Here is an 18,937-nt window from a genome sequence, read left to right as displayed (position 1 = left end):
GTGGAGGAATCTCGCCGAGCTGCATCATCATGCCGAAGGTGTCCATGAGGATGCGGCTGCCGGTCATGCGGGCCATCGTACACGCTGCGTTGTGCGAGCGATAACTACCTCACGGGATCGAGGCCGAAGGATTTGAGTTGCTGCTGGGTGGCCGAGCTGGTGAGCCAGTCGAGAAATTGGCGCGCGAGTTCCTGCTGCTTGCTGGATTTGAGGATGACGCCGGATTGCTGGATGGGCGCGTAGGCGTCCGGGGGAACGCGAACGAAGGTGCCGAGCCGGTGGAAGTGATCGCTCGATCCGATGGTGAGCGAGATGAGGGCGGCCTGGGCGTTGCCGGATTCGGCGAACTGCGCGGTCTGGGCGATGTTTTCGGCGATGGCGAGTTTGGGTTGAAGTTGCGCGTAGAGGCCGAGGTGCTGAAGGGCTTGCTGCGCGGCGAGACCGTAGGGTGCGTGTGTGGGGTTGGCGATAGCCAAGCGGGTGAGGCGGTGGTCTTTGAGTGTGTTCAGCGAGATGGGTTGAAGGGGAGAGTCGGTCCGCGCCCAGAGGACGAGGACGCCGTGCGCGTAAGGTGTTGGCGGCCCGAGGGCGATGCCGGAGTCGACGAGTTGCTGCGCGTGGGCGGTGTCGGCGGAGAGGAAGACGTCCTGCGGCGCGCCGTTGGCAAGCTGCTGGGCGAGTGTGGCGGAGGAGCCAAAGGCCGTCACGAGGTGGACGCCGGTGGCGTGTTCGTAGCGCGCGGCGAGTGCGGGCATAACCGGCTGGAGGTCAGCGGCGCATGCGAGCTGGAGCTGCTTTTGTGCGTAGAGCGTTGGGCCAAAAACGGCGAAAGCGATAACGGCGAAGAGAGCCCGAAGCATGTAGCTACGGTACTCTAGAGAGACACATGAGTTTATCGGTTCACAGGCTGCTGTGCACGGGATGTGGCGTGCGCATCGACGGGGCGCAGGCACAGAGCAACTTTCGCTGCGTGGATTGCGGCGACTTGTTTGAGGTGGAGTACGCGTGGAGCGTGGGGGCGCCGGAGGCGGATAAGCCGGTGTACCGGCCGAACCCGCTGGCGCTGAAGCATTTGTGGCAGGAGCGGAAGAGCTCGACGATGGCCGTGGACCAGAGCGGCGTGTGGCGCTTCCGGGAGCTGCTGCCGATTGTCGCCGAGGATCGGGTGGTGACGCTTCGCGAGGGCGATACGCCGTTGTATGAGATGCCTCGTGTGGCGAGCTCGCTGGGACTGAACTGGCTGCTGGCCAAGCATCAGGGAATGAACCCCACGGGCAGCTTCAAGGACACCGGGATGACGGCGGCGCTGAGTGTGGCTGTGTCGCGCGGGTTCACGTGGGTGGCGTGCGCGTCGACGGGAAACACCAGCGCGGCGATGGCGGCTTATGCGGCGCGCGCGGGTCTCAAGAGCCTGGTGCTGATTCCTGAGGGCAAGATTGCCTGGGGGAAGCTGTCGCAGTCGATGGATTATGGCGCGACGACCGTGCAGTTGAAGACGGATTTTGATGGCTGCGTGAAGGTGCTGGCGGAGATTGTGAAGCGCGCGCCGATCTATCTGCTGAACTCGGTGAATCCGTACAGGCTGGAGGGGCAGAAGACGCCGGCGTTCGAGATTCTGGAGCAGTTGGAGTGGCAGGTGCCTCAGCATCTGATTGTGCCGGGCGGGAACCTGGCGAACAGCTCGGCGCTGGGCAAGGGATTTCTGGAGATGAAGCACCTGGGCTTCATCAAGCGGGTGCCGAAGATCAGTGTTGTCCAAGCGGAGGGCGCGAATCCGTTGTACCGCTGGATGCAGCGCGGCGGAGAGGGACAGCTTGAGCCGGTGCAGGCAGACACGCGGGCGAGTGCGATTCGCATTGGCAACCCGGCGAGCTGGAAGAAGGCGGCAAAGGTGATTGCCGCGACCGGTGGATGGGTGGAGCAAGTGAGCGAGCGCGAGATTGCGCTGGCGAAGGCGGAAATCGGGGCCGAGGGCATTGGCTGCGAGCCGGCCTCAGCGGTTACGCTGGCCGGCTTGAAGAAGCTGGTGGCCGATGGGAGAGTGGGGCAGGAAGAGACTGCTGTGTTGCTGCTGACGGGACACACGTTGAAGGATTCGGAGTACACGATCAAGTTCCATCGCGGCGATCTGCTGACGGATGAGGAGATGGCGGGAGCGTCGGCGGCGGAGCGAGCTGGCTTTGCGAAGCTGCAGCGGGAGCCGCTGGTGCTGGATGCCGACCCGGATGCTGTGCTGCGGGCACTTGAGAAAGAAGCGGGGCAGTTGGCTTGAGTGGACGCGAGTTGGAGAAGCGTGGGATGCTGCTGCGGCTGCCGGCGACTTCGGCGAATTTGGGACCGGGGTTCGATGCGGTGGGGCTGGCGCTATCGATGTGGCTGACGGTGGAAGCGCATATCGCGCCCACGTGGCAGCTTGAGGCTACAGGGAGAAATGCGGATGTTGTTGGCGTGGTTGCCGATAACTTGATGTTGGATGTATTTCGCAGCGTGATGGATGAGACCGGGGTCGAAGCGCCTTGTCTGCGGCTGAGAATTCATAACGAGATTCCGCTGGGGATGGGCTGTGGATCGAGCGCGGCCGCGATCTGTGCGGGGGTGGCGCTGGCTGCGCACTTCGGTGCGCTTGGGTGGACCGACGCCGAGATTTTGCGCGAGGCGGCGGAGCGCGAGGGGCATCCGGATAATGTAGCGGCGTGCTGGTACGGCGGATTTACGGCGTCGGCCATAACGGAGAAAAACGGGCTGACCGCGGCCACGTTTTCCGGCGATCCGGCATGGCAGATGATTCTCGCAATGCCCGGCGAAGGCTTGGCGACGAAGAAGGCCCGCGCAATGTTGCCCGACACCTATTCGCGGGAGGACGCGGTTTTTAATGTGCAGCGGTCGGCGCTGCTGACGGCAGCCTTTGCGCAGGGGAGGCTGGACCTCCTCCGCGTGGCGATGGAGGACAGAATCCATCAGCCGTACCGGATGAAGGCATGTGGCCTGCTGGAGAAGCTTTTACCCTTGGCGCAAGAACGCGAGATTGCAGGTGTGGCGCTCAGCGGAGCGGGGCCGTCGGTGCTGGTGGTTTTGGCGGCTGAGACGACGCTGCTGGAGGCAGAGACGCGTCTGCGGCAGGTGGTCGGCGAGGCGGTGGAACTGGTGCCCGTGAGGATTGCTGGCGGGGTCGAGCGCGAGGTGCTCTAACCCCTTTGTTTGCACATCCTGCATCGTTTTCCACGGGTGGGCATCTATTATGAGTGGGTTGATGAGCGGCTCTGCGAGGGCAGAGCCGAGATTTTGAAGGAGAGTGCGATGGCAGGACAGTTTGTAACCGAGGTAAACGACGCCGATTTTGAGAAGCAGGTGCTTCAGTCGGAGACACCGGTATTGGTGGATTTCTGGGCGGCGTGGTGTGGCCCCTGCCGGGCGCTGGCCCCAGTTGTTGATGCGGTCGCCGAGGAATACAACGGCAAGCTGAAGGTGATGAAGATGGACGTCGACCGGAACAATATGACGCCGGGACGATATGGCATCCGCGGTATTCCGGCACTGCTGCTGTTCAAGGGCGGAAAGGTGTCCGAGCAGATTGTCGGTTATGTGCCCAAGGAGCACATCGACCAGACGCTGAAGCGCGTGCTGGATGTCAAGACAGCGGGTCAGCCAGTTAGCGAGTCGGCAAGCTAGTAATAAATTGTTCAGGCCCGTGGGCATTGCTCACGGGCTTTTCTGCGTCTAGGCTTAAGGCAGATGCTTGAGTGGCTGCTGGTGCACGGGAGTCTGATCGCCTTCTTCATTCTGGCGAACAGTTTCTTTGTGGCTGCGGAGTTCGCGTTGGTGGGCCTGCGCGAAACGCGGGTGGAGCAGCTTATCGCTGCAAACAAGCCCGGTGCCCGCACGGTACTGCACCTGAAGCATCACCTCGACGAGTTTTTGTCTGCCGTGCAGCTGGGTGTGACGCTGGCCGCGCTGGCACTGGGCGCATTGGGCGAACCGGTGATCGCGGAAGGATTGGCGCATGTGTTCGCGCGGCTACAGTCGATTCCGCAGTTGAAGTCGCCAGTTGTTGTGCACGGCCTGGCGATCGTCTTCGCGTTTGTGCTGATCACGTACTTCGAGGTGGTGCTGGGCGAGCTGGTTCCGAAGGCGCTGGCGCTGCAGCGTGCGGAGCGGATTGCGTTGGCGGTAGCCGGCCCGGTGGATGTCTTCCTGCGGATGACGCGACCGGCGGTGACGGTGATGAACGCATCGGCGGGGATCGTGCTGCGAGTGTTCCGTGCGCCGCTGCGGGGAGAAACGGCTGCGCATTCGCCCGAAGAGCTGAAGCTGATGGCGACGGCGACGCGTCGCGTGGGCCTGCTGCCGAAGTTTCAGGAGGAGATGATTCACCGGGCGATCGAGCTGAAGGACGTGATGGTAAGCGAGATCATGACGCCGCGCGGGAAGATCTTCTCGCTTCCTGCCGATATGTCGCTGGAGCAGGCGAGCGGACGGATTGTCGAAGAGCAGCATACGCGTGTGCCGGTGTATGACCCCGAGCGCGGGCGCGACCATATCATCGGCCTGGTGCACGCGATGGACGTGGCGAGGCTGATGCACTTCAGGAGCGTGGCCCAGTCGATGGGGAACACCGCGGAGTCCGGCTTGACGCTCCGGCAGGTGATGCGCGATGTTCAAGTTGTTCCGGAGACGAAGCTTGCAGTGGAGCTGCTGAAGGAATTTCAGGAGCGCAGGAGGCAGCTTGCGATTGTCGTGGATGAGTTCGGCTCAACGCTGGGGATGGTAACGGCGGAGGACGTGCTGGAGCAGATCGTCGGCGAACTGGAAGATGAGTTCGACACGGCGAAGGTGCTTCCGCTGGCGGCGCCGGGTGGAGGGCTCCTGCTGGATGGCAATGCGAGCCTGCGGGACCTGGTGACGCAGCTTCACTGGCGCCTGCCGCGGGCGGCGGGTGTCGAAACACTGGCAGGGTTGCTGTTGACGCGGCTGGGGCATATTCCGGCGCCGGGCGAGAGCGTAGAGATTGGCGGACGCCGGTTTACCGTGGTCGAAGTGGACCGGCGCAGGATCGCCAAGGTTCGCGTGCAGGAGTTGGATCCTGCGGCGGAGAACGCATTGAGGGAAGAGTCGCGGACGGTGGGAACGAAGGCATGACGGTGGCGAACGGGACCGCTCAGGATAAAAAGACGCGAGCCGTGCGACGCGTGGGACGCGGTTTGTTGAAGCGTGCGCTGACGACCCTGCCGGTGCTGTGGCTGGTCGTGACTGTCGTGTTTCTGCTGATTCATCTCGTGCCCGGCGATCCGATTGTGCAGATGCTAGGCGAGGGAGCGACGGCGGCGGACATTTCAGCGCTGCGGCACTCATACGGGCTCGACGCGCCGCTGGGCGAGCAGTACATGCACTATTGGCGGGGGATCGTGCATGGCAACCTGGGGCAGTCGCTGCGGCTGCATGATTCGGTGCTTCACCTCATTTTGCAGCGGTATCCCTACACGATCGCGCTGACCGCCGCGGCGATGCTATTGGGCGCGGGCATTGCGATTCCAGCAGGCGTGTATTCCGCGAGGAAGCGGGATGCGTGGCAGGACCGAACGATAGGGGTGGGGAGCCTGTTTGGGTTGAGCTTTCCGAATTTTGCGCTCGGACCGATTCTGATCGTCATATTTTCGATCGGCCTGGGGTGGTTGCCCGTCTCGGGCGCGGGCGTCGGTGGAGTCGACTTCCTGAAACATCTCGTGCTGCCGGCGATCACGCTGGGGCTGGGAGTGGCGGCAATTCTTACCCGGATGGTGCGGACATCGATGCTGGAAGAGTTAGGTCAGGATTACGTTCGTACCGCGCGCGCCAAGGGACTTTCGGAGCAAACTGTGGTGTACCGTCACGCACTGAGGAATGCGCTGAACCCGGTTTTGACGGTGTTGGGTCTGCAGTTTGGCTCGTTGCTTGCAGGAGCAATTGTCACGGAGACGATCTTCGGATGGCCAGGCCTGGGACGACTTACACTTTCGGCGATCTCGAATCGGGACTATGCTCTCGTACAAGGGTGCATTCTGGCGGTCGGGCTGACCTACGTCGCAGTAAATTTGCTGACCGATTGGATGTATTGGTTCACCGATCCCCGAATGCGACGATAAGAGCGATGCGTCTTTCTGCGACACTCTCCCTGGGCCTCGCCCTCGCTGCAATTCCGTGTGTGGCTGCGCTTCCGTGTGTGGGGCAGCAGATAACGATTCCCACCGCGCCGCCTGCTACCGCGGCTCCTCGCGACTTCAAGGACGGACACTTTGGGGTCAAGTTTCAGGTTCCACCCGGATGGAGTTTGACGCGCAAGGACGGGCTTGTGAGCACGTTCCATAACGATGCGCGGTCTGCTGCGCCGGATGCGAGGGTGCGGGGTGTCGCGAGCCTGGACTTCAATCCGTATCCGTACTCCACGCTGAGCGGGGCGGTGTTCTATTACAGCGTGACCCCGCATACGAACGATGAAGAGTGTGCCCGGGAGGCGGCGCCGGCGAACCTTCCCACGGACGTGCAGGACATCGGCGGGATGCGGTTTACACATGGCCATGATGAGCATGGGGATATCTGCGTGGAGGCCCGCGACGAGGTTTACACCGCCTATCGCAAGGGAGCCTGCTACCGGTTCGACATGGAGATCAATACGTTCTGTGCGATTTCAAGCGGAGCGGAGGAGATTACCGAACATCAGTTGGAAACCCTGAACCAGCGGATGGCGGACATTCTTTCCACCGTGACCCTGACGTGGACGAAAACTGCAGCGCATCCGGTACCGGCACCTGAGGCGCCGGTTGTGGGACAGCGGCCGGTTCCCAAGGAGCAGCCCAAGCCGGTGGCGGATCCCAAGGCAGCGATCGCAAAGATGTAATTCAACCCGAAATTGAGAGTGGGATGATCTCCGCGCGCGGTTTCGCGTCGAGGTGCAGGTGCGCGACGGTGATCGGAAGTTTGAAACGCCGCGGGCCGGCGCTTCCGGGGTTGAGATAGAGCACGCCCTTGTGGATGTCGGTTGACGGCTTGTGCGAGTGGCCGAAGATCACGACGGAGATGCCGGCGGCCTCGGGCTTCAGGTCGAGATCGGCGATTGCGTGCAGCATGTAGATCAGGTGGCCGTGGAGCTCGATGGCTTCGGTGGCGGGGAGCTGCGCGGTTGGGCCGCTGGTGTCGATGTTGCCGCGGATGGCGGTCACGGGAGCAATGGATCGCAAGCGGTCGAGGATCGTGATGTCTCCTACGTCGCCGGCGTGGAGGATGTGCTCTGCGCCGCGGAGCGCGTCAAGGGCTTCGGGTCGCAGAAGGCCGTGAGTGTCAGAGATCACACCGATCATGCACTCATAGCCCTTCGCGAATACGAGTGCGAGGATCGAGGAGATCGCGGAGGCCGTCACCGACGAGGTTGAAGGCGAGCACGCAGAGAGCGACGGCGGCGGCAGGGAAGAAGACGAGGTAAGGCGACTCGAAGAGATGAGAGCGGGCGTCGTTGAGCATGGCGCCCCAGGTGGCCGTGGGCGGCTGAACGCCGAGGCCGAGGAAGCTGAGCGTGGCTTCGGCCAGCACCGCGCCAGCCATTCCGATCGCGGCTTGTACGAGCACCGGCTGAATGATGTTCGGCAGGATGTGATGAAGCATGAGGCGCACATCACTGGCGCCGAGCGAGCGCGCGGCCTGCACGAACTCGCGCTGCTTCATCGCCATGACCTGGCCGCGGACAAGCCGTGCGTAGTTGACCCACCCGGCAAGCGCGAGCGCCACAATCAGGTTGATCAGGCTCGGGCCGAGGAAGGCAACGATCGCAACGGCGAGAAGAATGCCAGGAAGCGCGAGAAACGCGTTGGTCAGGTAGAGATTGATGAGGGTGTCGGCCCATCCTTCGTAGAAGCCCGCGATGCAGCCGAGGATGCCGCCGACAAAAAGCGAGGAGCCGACAACCGAGATCGCCACAAGCAGCGAAACGCGAGCGCCATAGAGCGTGCGCGAGAACACGTCACGGCCGAGTTCGTCTGTGCCGAACCAGTGTGCGTGTGTAGGCGGAAGAAGGCGTTGTGCAAGGTCGAGCTGTGCGGGATCGTGCGGTGCCAGCAGCGGAGCAAAGATTGCGCACAGCGTAAAGAGTGTCAGCAGGATGACACCCGCGGCAACCATCGGGTTCGCGCGAAGCTTTCGGCGCAGCGAGGCGGCCCTGCTTCGATGCGCCGGCGGACTCGCAGTATGTCTGGGTGGCGGTGACGTTGCGGTCATTATTGAAGTCATTGGCGAGGGAGCATCCCACAGAGCGGGAACCGACGCGAGCCCAAACGGCCGCGATAGAATGATGAGAAACGCGGAGCAGCCAGAAATCGCAGGCGCGGAGAGTGAATGAGTTTGAAGGGCGAGAAGGCGGTCGTCTGTGGTGCGGGTGGGTTCATCGGCGGCCACTTGGTTAAGAGCCTACTGGAAAACGGCGTGGAGGTGGTGCGCGCCGTTGATGTGAAACCGTTGGATGAGTGGTACCAGGTGACGGAGGGTGTGGAGAATCTCTCGCTGGACCTGAAGGACCAGGCGAGCTGTCATGTCGCGGCTAAGGGTGCGTCACTCGTGTATCAACTCGCCGCTGATATGGGCGGGATGGGCTTCATTGAGAACAACAAGGCACTGTGCATGCTGAGCGTGCTGACGAACACGCACATGCTGATTGCGGCGAAGGATGCAGGTGTGAAGCGATTCTTCTACTCGTCTTCAGCATGCGTGTACAACGGTGAGAAGCAGACGAATCCGGATGTGGTGGCGTTGAAGGAGAGCGATGCGTACCCGGCGCTGCCAGAAGACGGCTACGGTTGGGAGAAGCTTTTCAGCGAGCGCATGTGCCGGCACTTTGAGGAAGACTTCGGCCTGGTGGCGCGCGTCGCGCGGTATCACAATGTCTATGGGCCGCACGGCACCTGGGACGGTGGGCGCGAAAAGGCGCCGGCGGCGATCTGCCGAAAGGTGATCGAAGCGAAGCGTTCGGGTAAACACGATATCGAGATCTGGGGAGATGGACACCAGACGCGAAGCTTTATGTACATCGACGATTGCGTGGAAGGCACGCAGATGATCATGGAGAGCGACATCGATGAGCCAATCAACCTCGGCTCGAGCGAGCTTGTAACGATCAATCAGCTCGTGGACATCGTCGAGGACATTGCAGGGATCAAGCTGAAGCGGAATTACAACCTGAGCGCGCCCAAGGGCGTGAACGGGCGCAACAGCGATAACACGCTCATCCTGGAACGCCTCGGATGGGAGCCTTCGACGAAACTGCGCGATGGCATGGAGAAGACCTACCGCTGGATCGAAGGCGAGATCGAACGCGGGGCTTCGGGCAAATAGGAATGGCGGAGTTCGTTGCGCACCGGAAGGTGACGATTCTGGGCGTCGATTTCTTTGGCGGATCGGTTTCGGATGCCGTGACAGAAATGGAACGCGGCGGGCTGCTGGTCGTCCCTGCCGCGCCCGCCCTCAAGGACATCGACCGCAACGCCGGCTACCGTGAAGCATTGCTGAATGCCGACGTGTGCATCCCAGACTCGGCGTTCATGGTGATGATCTGGAACCGGATATCGCGGGAGAAGATTCAAAGGCTATCCGGTCTGCTGTATCTGCGAGAGCTGCTGCAAAGATCGGAAATGCACCGGCCGGGGAATGTTGTGTGGATCATGGCTAGTCCCGTAAGCGCGGCTCGAAACATCGAGTGGCTGAAGATGCAGGGCATCGAGGTGCCGGAGGAGTGCGTTTATCTCGCCCCGATGTACGGCAAGGAGATTGAGGATCCAAGGCTGCTGGAACTTTTGGAACGTCTGCGACCGGAGCACGTCTTGGTGACCGTAGGTGGCGGAACACAGGAGCGGCTCGGCCTCTACTTGAAACAGCGACTGTCCTATCGGCCTGCGATTCATTGCATCGGAGCAGCCATTGCATTCCTCAGCGGTGACCAGGTGGGGATTCCGGTGTGGGCCGACAAGCTGTATCTGGGCTGGCTGTTTCGGACGCTCGCCGATCCGAAGCGTTTCGGGCCGAGGTATTGGGAGGCACGTAAGCTGTTGAACCTCATGGTTCGATATCGCGAGCGCTTGCCGGACCTGGTTCAGGACGGAAGGTAACGGTACTACCTTCGGGGAGTTTTCCGACGAACTCTTGCGTGGTGAGATGAAAAGGCGCTACTTTTCTCGACCACTGGGGGTTAATGCGAGCAATGGCTCTCCGCGCTCTATCAATTCTGGCAGTCACTCTCCTGCCTGCTGTGGCAGCGATGCCCTCTTCACCCAAAGCCAGGGGGACGGTAGCTGAACAGTATCTGTTCAGCGCGGCGAATGCGGAGCGCGAGCAGCGTGGATTGCCGCCGCTGAAGTGGGATGAGACGCTGTATCGCGCAGCCCAGAGGCACGCAGGCGAGATGGCGGCGAGGGAATCGATCTCGCACCAGTATCCGGGGGAGCTTGATCTGGCTGGCCGCGGACACATCGCAGGTGCAAAGTTCACCGTCATTGCGGAGAACGTCGCCGAGGCGTGGAATGCGCCGACGATTCATGACGCGTGGATGCACTCGCCGGATCACCGGGCGAATCTGCTCGACCCTCGTGTGAATTCGGTTGGAATCAGTGTGGTGCGGCGGGGCGAGCAGCTTTATGCGGTGGAGGATTTCGATCGCAGCGTGGAGAGCCTGAGCTTTCAGGAGCAGGAGACCGCCGTTGCTTCGCTTCTACGGACAGAGTCAAGGCTGTACCTGCTTGCTAACGTCGACGATGCGCGGCGGACATGCGAGATGGAAACGGGCTACGCGGGTGCGCGGAAGCCGTGGTTTGTGATGCGGTTTACGACTGCCTCGCTGGACCGGCTGCCGGAGACGCTTCGCCAGCGGCTGGCGACCGGGAAGTACCATTCGGCTGTGGTTGGGGCCTGCGACGCGAAGGATTCAGGTCCGTTTACGCCCTATTCGATTGCAGTGATGCTGTTTCCGTAGTGCGTTTCAAGCTTTGACCATCGGTAAGGGCATTTGTTATAACAAACAAGAGCAGTCGACGTGTTCCTCACACTGTAAGACTGCTGTTGCCACCTGATCCTGAGTAGCTCAATGGCAGAGCATTCGGCTGTTAACCGAAGGGTTGTAGGTTCGAGTCCTACCTCAGGAGCCATTCTTTCCAATTAGTTACGGCGGATAGGTTCGGATGCCAGGTCCGATTCGGGGAAAATGCCGGCGACCCCCGATCGCAGTTCATCATTGCTGGCGCCGACCGCGTGGCACATTAAGGCGTTGTAGCCATGCCGAACGCAGCCTGATGTTTTCGTGAGACGACCCTCCGTTTAGATTTGACACTTCAGTGAAAATGTGTTCAAGTCTGCACACTCCCAACGGGCCACAGCTTGTTTCTTCAACGCAGAGGTGATGCGATGAAACGAGATTGTGTGCGGCTGATTTCCAAGCTTGCATTTCTTCTGTTCGTTCTGACGGCTGGGCGCAGCTTTGCGCATGCACAGTGGACGGCGCTGAGCGGGGCGCCGAATGCGAGTACGTGTCTCTTGCTGACCGATGGCTCGGTGATGTGCCAGGCGGGGGAACAGGGCACCGCGTGGAATCGTCTGACGCCGAAGAACGGCAGCTACGCGAACGGCGTGTGGACTGCGTTGCAGAGTCTTCCGCAGCCCAGTCCTAATCCGCCGGGATATGGTCCTCTTTATTACGCTTCCGGGGTGCTGCCGGACGGCCGGGTGTTCGTCATTGGCGGCGAATATAACAACGGCTATCTGGGGTGCAGGACCCCGCCGCCACCGGTAACGAACTGCCCCACCACGCTGGGCTATGTGTTCGATCCCACAGCCAACGGTGGAACGGGGCAGTGGTCGGGGCCCATTTCGGTTCCGGCGGCTTATGTGGGGAGCGACAATCAGTCGATCACTCTTCAGGATGGAACAACCTTGATCGCCGATATTGATTCCTCGGGCACGATCTACAAGCTGGACCCTAACGCTTTGACACTGACGCTGGTTGCCGCGAGTGGCAAGCTGGACAGCAACGACGAGGAGGGATGGACAATCCTGCCGGACGGGACGGTCTTGACGGTGGATGCGAATAACACGGCGAACCTTAGTACCGGGGGCGGAAGCGCCTACGAGCTTTACGATCCTGCGACGCTAACGTGGAGCAGTCCCGGATACACGCCGGTGAATCTGGCGGATATTACGTCGACGGGCACGGGCTCGCGCGAGGTTGGGCCGGCGGTGTTGCGGCCTGACGGCGTGGTGGTTTACTTCGGGGGCAATGTATCCGGGCAAAATGCAACGTATGACACCAATGCGAAGACATGGGCGACGGCTACATCGTTTCCGCTGGGCTCGATTTCACAGAACTCGGGGATACAGTTGACGGTTCCTGATGGACCGGCGTCCATTTTGCCGGATGGCAATGTGCTGGTCGAGGCGTCGCCGGGAGTGTCGGGAACGTCGTTCCCTGCGGGAGCGCAATTCTTCGAGTTCACCCTGTCGGGAGGGGCGCTGAACCCGGTGAGCACGAGCGGAGGCCCCAATGTCAGCGGCGAGGCCGCGTATCACGGCCGAATGCTAGTGTTGCCGACGGGGGAGATTTTGTATACGCATGGCGGGAGCGATGTTTATCTTTACGAGAACATCGGCACCTATCAGAACGCATGGAGGCCGGTGATTACGTCGCCGCCGCCGAACGTTCTTGGGCTGGGCAATACGTATGCGATCTCGGGAAACCTGTTCAACGGTCTGTCGATGGGTGGCTCTTATGGCGACGATGTCCAGGAGTCGACGAACTACCCGCTGGTGCGGATCACGAATAACGGAACTGGAGATGTTGTCTATGCGCGCACGCATGGCCACAGCCGGATGGGGGTTGAGGCAGTAGGGGATACTTCGACGGTCATCTCGACCAGCTTCGACGTACCGGCAGGTATTGAGCAGGGCGCGAGTGAGTTGGTTGTAGTAACGAACGGAATCCCTTCGGCGAACTTTGACGTGAACATTGAGCCTGCGTCCGCGATTGCGTTCACCGGTGCGAGCGCGACGACCTCGGACTACAGCGACACGGCGACGATGCAGGCCGTGCTGACTGCTACCGGCGGGGGTCCGCTTTCCGGGAAGACAGTAACGTTTGTGCTTGGTACAGGCGGCGGCACGGAGACATGCTCGGCGATGACGAATGGCTCGGGGATCGCGTCGTGCTCGGTGACACCAAATCAACCAGCGGGAATGTACACGCTGACGGCGACGTTCGCTGCGGACTCATCGTATGCGGGAAGCAGCGTGTCCACCACCTTCACGGTGACGCATGAAGAGGCTGCCATTGCATTCACGGCTGCGAACGCCACGACTTCAGACTATGACGATGCGGCGACGGTTCAGGCGCAACTGACGACCGATGGAAACCCGCTCGCGAATAAGACAGTGACGTTTGTGCTGGGTTCGGGCGGTGGCACTGAGACTTGCTCGGCGATGACAGATGGCTCCGGAAACGCAACTTGTTCGTTGACGCCGAACCAGGCGGCGGGTCCATATACGTTGACTGCGAGCTTTGCGGGAGACGGATTCTATGTGCCGGCTTCGGCGGCGACTCCGTTTACGGTGACCAAAGAGGAAGACACTGTGGCGTTCACGGCGACCAGTCCGACCGTGATTGCGAATGGTCACTCGACTACGTTTGCCGCTGTGTTGAAGGAGGATGGCGTAACGCCAATTGCGGGACGTACTGTCTCGATTACGCTGGGGACCGGAGGAAGCGCACAGACGTGCTCGGGCACCACGGATGGGACCGGAACGGCGAGCTGCATGATTCTTGTGAATCAGCCGCTGGGACCGGATACTGTGGCGGCTAACTTCGCCGGCGATGCGTACTATCTGCCGTCGACGGTTTCCGAGCCTGTAATTCTGTTCGCGTTCCTGGCGGAGGGGTCGATGATTGTCGGGAATCTGAATGCGGCGACAGGCACGCAGGTGGAGTTCTGGAGCGCGCAATGGGCGAAGGACAACTCGCTGAGTGGTGGACCTGCACCGAATGCGTTCAAGGGCTTTGCCAGCACGGCTCCGCAGAGTTGCGGCGGCGGGTGGAGTAGTGGCACGGGGAATAGCTCTGGTCCGCCGTCGAGCGTTCCTTCGTATATGGGAGTGATCGTGTCGAGTTCCGTCGGCCAGTCCGGCAGCGCGATTACAGGCAATGTGCCGGCTATTATTGTGGTGAAGACGAGCCCCGGATATGGACCTTCGCCTGGGCACGCCGGCACTGGAACCGTTGTTGCGGTGTTCTGCCAATAGCGATGGACCGCTGGCGCAGCGCTGGACAGGGCCGATTTGGGCCGGTCCCTGGAGGGCCGTTCTGTCAAGTGACGGGCGGGCTAATGCGGGGTATCGAGGTGGGTGTACCCGGGCGCGGGGGCATCGTGTGAGTTGACGACCTGGCCGACGCCGTTGACCCAGTAGTTGTCCTGCGTTCCGGTCCAGACCTTGCGGGTTTCGCCGGTGAGCGGGTTGGTGGTGGGTGTGACGCCGTTCAGGACGTCAGTAAAGCCCTCGACTTGTTTTGCCTGGGCGGCCTGGTGGGCTTCGAAGGAGTTCACCTGGTCCTGCATGGCGCGCATTTTGGCTTCGAACTGCTGGACCTGCTGTTGCAGCGCGACCATCCGGCCTTGCTGGCGCTGCCGCTGGTACTGCATGCCTTCTTCGTCCATGTGCTTTTGATAGTCGATCCACTGAGGGCTCAGCCGGAAGGATTGCGCGGAATGGACCAGCAGGTTGCGGGCCTCGGCTGCTTTGTCCGGTGGGGCGGAGAAGCTGGCGACGCTGCTGGCCTGCCAGATGGAGCCGGTTAGGACGGTTTTGGTATACGCGAAAGCAACGAGCGGGCCGTCCGCGCCCTGGCAGCGATAGACGATCTGGCCGCTGGAGGCTTGCGCGCTCGCGGGGATGGGCACCGCATCCGGGATGGACAGTTCTGGGAAAGATGTGTCCGACTGCGGGTTGTGGCAGACCGCACTGAAGCGTGACGGAGCGTAGAGGACGGCGAACTCGGGCCCGGTGCGATAGCGGGCGACGACCAGGTGGGCCTGGGCGCCGAGATCGTACACCTCACCTTCACGGGTATGGTAGGGAGGCGTCGGCAGGGCGTAGTTGGGAAGGGAGACGTCGCCGAGACGGATGTTGATATGGCCGTCCGGCGAGCGCATGTCGACCATGACCCGTTCGTCGGAGTAGCCGAAGCGGAAGAGGCCGCCGCGCACGGTCCAGCCGCTAGGCACGTCCACGGTGAAGGCGTGCTCGTTGGGGTCGGTGAACTGTGTCCATGCCTGGGCCGCGGGAGCATCGGTCGTCATGGCCGGGCCGTCCGAGGCGAACGTGGACACGACGGGAGAGTTGCAGGCGAGACAGAAGAGGAGTCCAGCCGTCGAAAGAGTGAGCGTGGTTTTGGTGGACTGCATCGAGCGAACCTCCTCAGACGAAGGTGTGAAGGATGGCGAACCTGCTGCAGGTTCTGGCCGATCACGAGGAGCCCATGTGCCCGGAGTAGACATTGAGATTACGCCGTGGGGAGGCTGATATGCGGACAAAAATTCCGGGTCTGGCGGTGCAGGCGGGGCTCGCATTGGCGCTGGCGGGCGTCGTTCATGCACAGGAGCTAAAGCAGGCTGCGCCGCTCGAGCGAACGCAGTGGAAGCTGACCTGGGTGGAAGGTAGCAGCGTTGAGCACACGTCGCCGCGGACGGCCTTCATCATGCTGAATCCGGTCACCCACAGAATGTCGGGATCGGGCGGGTGCAACAACCTGCTCGGACCGTATGAACTGGACGGAGTGCACCTGCGATTCAAGGGGGCGGCGCGCACAATGATGGCGTGTGCGGGTGGATCAGACACGGAGGACAAGCTGGTTGACGCGCTGGAGAAGGTGCGGCAGTGGAAGATCTCGGACGGGGAACTGGAGTTGCAGGACGACAGCGGACACGACCTGGCGAGGTTTACGGCGGCAGCGGCTCAGTAGAGGTCAGGCTCGAGATGCTTCGAGCCGCCGGATGTCCGAGTGAACCTTGAGCAGGATGGCTCCGCAGACCACGCCGAAGCTGCAGTCGATGAGCCGCCAGTAGGGCGGGATGCCGCGGATCGGACCGGCAATTAGTGCGAGGAAGAAGACGCCGACGCTGTTGATGAGGCCCCAGGTGACGATCCATTTATTGCGGACCGGGTCGAGATAGGGACCGACGAAGACGATCGCGATGACGATGTGGGCGAAGGCGAGCCAGTCGGTGCCGTAGGCGAGAAATGGGTAGCGGGCGTTGGTGTCGGCCAGGGCGTGGTCGACGCGGAGGAACCAGGCGTTGAGTGGAGGCGCGTGGTCGGCGAGCTGGAAGTGTGTGGCGATGCGGACGACGACGTCGAGCTCGTGCTGGAGAGGGAAGGCTGTGATGCCGCTGAGGAAGAGGCCGAGGATAACGACGGCGAGCCAGATGCGGATGGAGCGCAGGAGAGAGTGGCCGGTTCGCGGGGATAGATTGTCGCGATGGCTTGTAGGAACAGGCATGTTTGTGGGCGTGTCTATCTTAGCCGTCGCTCGGCAGTATTACCCGGTACAAAAGACATCGCGCGTCTTAACGCGCGACACCCCACCCTTTCGCGCGGCGAAAGGGTAGGCCACCCGGATTGACGGGTGGGCACGGATTTCCGGGTAGGCCGCAGGATTTGCGGGTGGCACGCGGATTTCGTTGGGGTACTAGAGTTCGAGGCGGGAGTCGTCGATGGCGAGGCGGACGTTGCCGTCGGATTTCTGGAGGCGGCGGACGGCTTCCATCTTGTCGACGTTGGCCTTCAGCATGACGACCGCGATAGGGATGGATTTGCCGGCGGCCTTGATGGTGCGGATGGCGGTCTCGCGGTCGATGTTGCAGAGCTTCATGAGGACGCCGATGCCGCGCTCGACAAGCTTGGCGTTCTTCATGTGCACGTTCACCATCAGGTTGTCGTAGACGTAGCCGAGCCGCGTCATGGCGCCTGTGGTGATCATGTTGAGGATCATCTTCTGCGCGGTGGAAGCCTTCATGCGCGTGGAGCCGGAGATGACCTCGGGGCCGACCTCGGCGCAGATGGTGATATCGGCGACCTGGGCGAGCTCGGAGTTGGGATTGCAGGTGACGGCGGCGGTCTTGGCTCCGCGCGCGCGGGCGTAGTCGACGGCGCCGATCACGTAGGGCGTGCGGCCCGAGGCCGAGACGCCAATCACGATGTCTTTGCGTGTGGGGCGGCGGCGGGCGATGTCACGCTGGCCGAGTTCGGGGGAATCTTCGTTGACGTCGGAGGCGGAGGCGAGGGCTTTGGGTCCGCCAGCCATGATGTACTGCACCTGCTGCGGGGCGGTGGAGAAGGTGGGCGGGCACTCGGAGGCGTCCAGGGCAGCGATGCGGCCTGAGGAGCCGGCACCGACGTAGATCAGGCGGCCGCCGTCGCGGAGGGAACGGGCGACGGTGTCGATGACCATGGCGATCTCGGGGAGCGCCTTCTTGACGGCTGCGGCGACCTTTGCGTCCTCGTGAGCGATGATGCGGGCGATCTCGATGGCTGACTTGGTATCCAGGCCAACGGAAGCTTCATTCGGGAGCTCAGTGGTAAGGCTTTGCAGGTCGCTCAGGGGGTATGAAAACGACTTCTCAGTGGAAGTCGGGGACGGCATGGTTAACGTTGCCATAGGATTCCGTTACTGCTCATTCTAAATCAAAACCGCATAGGGTGAACGCAAACACTTTGGACGGGATACGGCAAGGTTCGATGTACTCTGCTCGGGAGATGTTATGTAGCGGAGGCGCACACAGGGATGAAGAGACGGCGGGGCTGTCTGGCAGGTTTGGTGGCGATGATTTTGGTGGGCGTGGGCTCGGCGTGGACGCAGCAGAGCGGCGATGACGGCCTGAACAGCGCGCTGGGAGATTTGATCAAGGCGCATCATGGCAAGGTCGCGGTCTATGCGCGGCAGCTGAACACGAGCCGTGAGATCGCGATTGACGCGGACGAGCCCGTGCAGACGGCCAGCGTGATCAAGCTGGCGATTCTCTACAACGCGATGGTGGATGTGCGCGAAGGCAAGGCCAGCTGGGACGAGAAGCTCACGCTGAAGCCCGGCGAGGCGGTGGACGGTTCGGGGATGTTGCACTTCTTCGATACGCCGCTGACTGTCACGCTGAAGGATGTGCTGACGATGATGGTGATTGTGAGTGACAACACGGCGACAAATCTGGCGATCGACCGATTTGGCGTGGATGCGGTAAATGCGCGGGTGGAGTCGCTGGGGCTGAAGAACACGCACCTGTACAAGAAGGTGATGAAGCCGGCGACGGGACCGCTGCCGGCGGACTATGCGAAGTTCGGGCTGGGGAAGACGACGGCGCGGGAGATGGCGGAGCTGCTGGAGCAGATTGGGGAGTGTCATCTGAGGAGGACCGATGCGTCGGCTAGCGGACAGACGACTGGATTGGCGAATTGGGCTCCGATGGACGACAAGGACAAGGCGGTGTGCGACGTCGCGCTAACGATGCTGAAGGACCAGTTCTACCGCGAGACCATCCCGCGATATCTGCCAAACGGCGGAGACCAGACGGTGGCGAGCAAGACCGGGTCGCTGAATGCGGTGCGGAACGATGTGGCTCTGGTGGCGGGAAAGAGCGGGCCGATGGTGATCTCGATCTTTACGTGGGACAACGAGGACCACAGCTGGACGGTGGATAACTCAGCGGAGATGCTGATTGCGAAGCTGGCGAAGACGATTGTGGATGCGTGGTCGCCGGATGGGCTGGATGCGAAGGGGATGGTTCCGGGCCTGGGGCTGCCGGAAGGGCACTAGCGAGTGTGCGACAGGGCCGATTTGAGGCGAAAGCGGGAAAAGTACGTCTAAACTAGAGTGTGGCTGCGCAGCGCCATCAGCGGCGGC

The 18,937-nt window shown here is 61.8% G+C and carries 18 protein-coding genes and 1 tRNA gene; 13 read left to right on the top strand and 6 right to left on the bottom strand.

Features of this window, described 5'->3' with window-relative positions; genetic code table 11:
* Nucleotides 1–104 precede the first annotated feature (104 nt).
* On the bottom strand, nucleotides 105–860 hold the full coding sequence (modA, locus tag VGU25_06725) for a molybdate ABC transporter substrate-binding protein (protein ID HEV2576886.1): 756 nt from the start codon (nucleotides 858–860) through the stop codon (nucleotides 105–107).
* 26 nt (nucleotides 861–886) lie between these two features.
* Here modA and thrC point away from each other — a divergent pair, with 26 nt between their 5' ends.
* The 6 genes from thrC (at nucleotide 887) to VGU25_06695 (ending at nucleotide 6,871) form a co-directional block, all read left to right on the top strand.
* Complete coding sequence (gene thrC, locus VGU25_06720; protein ID HEV2576885.1) at nucleotides 887–2,272, top strand: threonine synthase; 1,386 nt, start codon at nucleotides 887–889, stop codon at nucleotides 2,270–2,272.
* Nucleotides 2,273–2,298: 26 nt separating this feature from the next.
* A complete protein-coding gene (thrB, locus tag VGU25_06715) occupies nucleotides 2,299–3,189 on the top strand; it encodes a homoserine kinase (GenBank protein HEV2576884.1) in 891 nt (296 codons plus the stop codon).
* Between the two features lie 108 nt (nucleotides 3,190–3,297).
* Entirely contained in the window at nucleotides 3,298–3,669 is a 372-nt protein-coding gene (gene trxA, locus VGU25_06710) for a thioredoxin (GenBank protein HEV2576883.1), read from the top strand.
* Between the two features lie 63 nt (nucleotides 3,670–3,732).
* Nucleotides 3,733–5,136, top strand: coding sequence for a hemolysin family protein (locus VGU25_06705; GenBank protein ID HEV2576882.1), 1,404 nt, complete (start codon nucleotides 3,733–3,735; stop codon nucleotides 5,134–5,136).
* A 41-nt stretch (nucleotides 5,137–5,177) separates the two neighbouring features.
* A complete protein-coding gene (locus tag VGU25_06700) occupies nucleotides 5,178–6,119 on the top strand; it encodes an ABC transporter permease (GenBank protein ID HEV2576881.1) in 942 nt (313 codons plus the stop codon).
* A gap of 5 nt (nucleotides 6,120–6,124) precedes the next feature.
* Nucleotides 6,125–6,871: a hypothetical protein gene (locus VGU25_06695; GenBank protein ID HEV2576880.1), complete on the top strand. Its 747-nt coding sequence runs from the start codon at nucleotides 6,125–6,127 to the stop codon at nucleotides 6,869–6,871.
* Between the two features lies 1 nt (nucleotide 6,872).
* Here the strand turns inward: VGU25_06695 and VGU25_06690 are convergent, their stop codons facing one another.
* Together VGU25_06690 and VGU25_06685 are read right to left on the bottom strand one after the other, a co-directional pair.
* Nucleotides 6,873–7,331 carry a metallophosphoesterase family protein gene (locus VGU25_06690; GenBank protein ID HEV2576879.1) on the bottom strand — a complete coding sequence of 153 codons (459 nt, stop codon included), beginning with the start codon at nucleotides 7,329–7,331 and terminating at the stop codon, nucleotides 6,873–6,875.
* A gap of 4 nt (nucleotides 7,332–7,335) precedes the next feature.
* On the bottom strand, nucleotides 7,336–8,241 hold the full coding sequence (locus VGU25_06685; protein ID HEV2576878.1) for an ABC transporter permease: 906 nt from the start codon (nucleotides 8,239–8,241) through the stop codon (nucleotides 7,336–7,338).
* A 117-nt stretch (nucleotides 8,242–8,358) separates the two neighbouring features.
* Between VGU25_06685 and VGU25_06680 the strand changes: the two genes are divergently transcribed.
* The 5 genes from VGU25_06680 (at nucleotide 8,359) to VGU25_06660 (ending at nucleotide 14,289) form a co-directional block, all read left to right on the top strand.
* Nucleotides 8,359–9,351 (top strand): NAD-dependent epimerase/dehydratase family protein, encoded by a 993-nt coding sequence (locus tag VGU25_06680; protein ID HEV2576877.1) that lies wholly within the window; start codon nucleotides 8,359–8,361, stop codon nucleotides 9,349–9,351.
* A gap of 2 nt (nucleotides 9,352–9,353) precedes the next feature.
* Nucleotides 9,354–10,121: a WecB/TagA/CpsF family glycosyltransferase gene (locus VGU25_06675; GenBank protein HEV2576876.1), complete on the top strand. Its 768-nt coding sequence runs from the start codon at nucleotides 9,354–9,356 to the stop codon at nucleotides 10,119–10,121.
* A 92-nt stretch (nucleotides 10,122–10,213) separates the two neighbouring features.
* Nucleotides 10,214–10,981, top strand: coding sequence for a CAP domain-containing protein (locus VGU25_06670; GenBank protein HEV2576875.1), 768 nt, complete (start codon nucleotides 10,214–10,216; stop codon nucleotides 10,979–10,981).
* 97 nt (nucleotides 10,982–11,078) lie between these two features.
* A tRNA-Asn gene (locus tag VGU25_06665) sits at nucleotides 11,079–11,153 on the top strand.
* Between the two features lie 256 nt (nucleotides 11,154–11,409).
* Nucleotides 11,410–14,289, top strand: coding sequence for an Ig-like domain repeat protein (locus VGU25_06660; GenBank protein ID HEV2576874.1), 2,880 nt, complete (start codon nucleotides 11,410–11,412; stop codon nucleotides 14,287–14,289).
* 80 nt (nucleotides 14,290–14,369) lie between these two features.
* On the opposite strand, the gene VGU25_06655 is transcribed toward VGU25_06660, so the two are convergent.
* Complete coding sequence (locus VGU25_06655; GenBank protein ID HEV2576873.1) at nucleotides 14,370–15,449, bottom strand: hypothetical protein; 1,080 nt, start codon at nucleotides 15,447–15,449, stop codon at nucleotides 14,370–14,372.
* A 119-nt stretch (nucleotides 15,450–15,568) separates the two neighbouring features.
* Here VGU25_06655 and VGU25_06650 point away from each other — a divergent pair, with 119 nt between their 5' ends.
* Entirely contained in the window at nucleotides 15,569–16,006 is a 438-nt protein-coding gene (locus VGU25_06650; protein ID HEV2576872.1) for an META domain-containing protein, read from the top strand.
* A 3-nt stretch (nucleotides 16,007–16,009) separates the two neighbouring features.
* Here the strand turns inward: VGU25_06650 and VGU25_06645 are convergent, their stop codons facing one another.
* Together VGU25_06645 and murQ are read right to left on the bottom strand one after the other, a co-directional pair.
* Nucleotides 16,010–16,543 (bottom strand): hypothetical protein, encoded by a 534-nt coding sequence (locus VGU25_06645; protein HEV2576871.1) that lies wholly within the window; start codon nucleotides 16,541–16,543, stop codon nucleotides 16,010–16,012.
* Nucleotides 16,544–16,732: 189 nt separating this feature from the next.
* Nucleotides 16,733–17,701, bottom strand: a complete 969-nt coding sequence (gene murQ, locus VGU25_06640; protein ID HEV2576870.1) for an N-acetylmuramic acid 6-phosphate etherase — start codon at nucleotides 17,699–17,701, stop codon at nucleotides 16,733–16,735.
* A 126-nt stretch (nucleotides 17,702–17,827) separates the two neighbouring features.
* On the opposite strand from murQ, the gene VGU25_06635 reads away from it, so the two are divergent.
* Nucleotides 17,828–18,850, top strand: coding sequence for a serine hydrolase (locus tag VGU25_06635; protein HEV2576869.1), 1,023 nt, complete (start codon nucleotides 17,828–17,830; stop codon nucleotides 18,848–18,850).
* Nucleotides 18,851–18,937 lie beyond the last annotated feature (87 nt).

The sequence above is a fragment of the Acidobacteriaceae bacterium genome (genome assembly GCA_035944135.1).
Classification (GTDB): domain Bacteria; phylum Acidobacteriota; class Terriglobia; order Terriglobales; family Acidobacteriaceae; genus Granulicella.
This window is presented reverse-complemented; position numbering and strand designations above follow the sequence as displayed.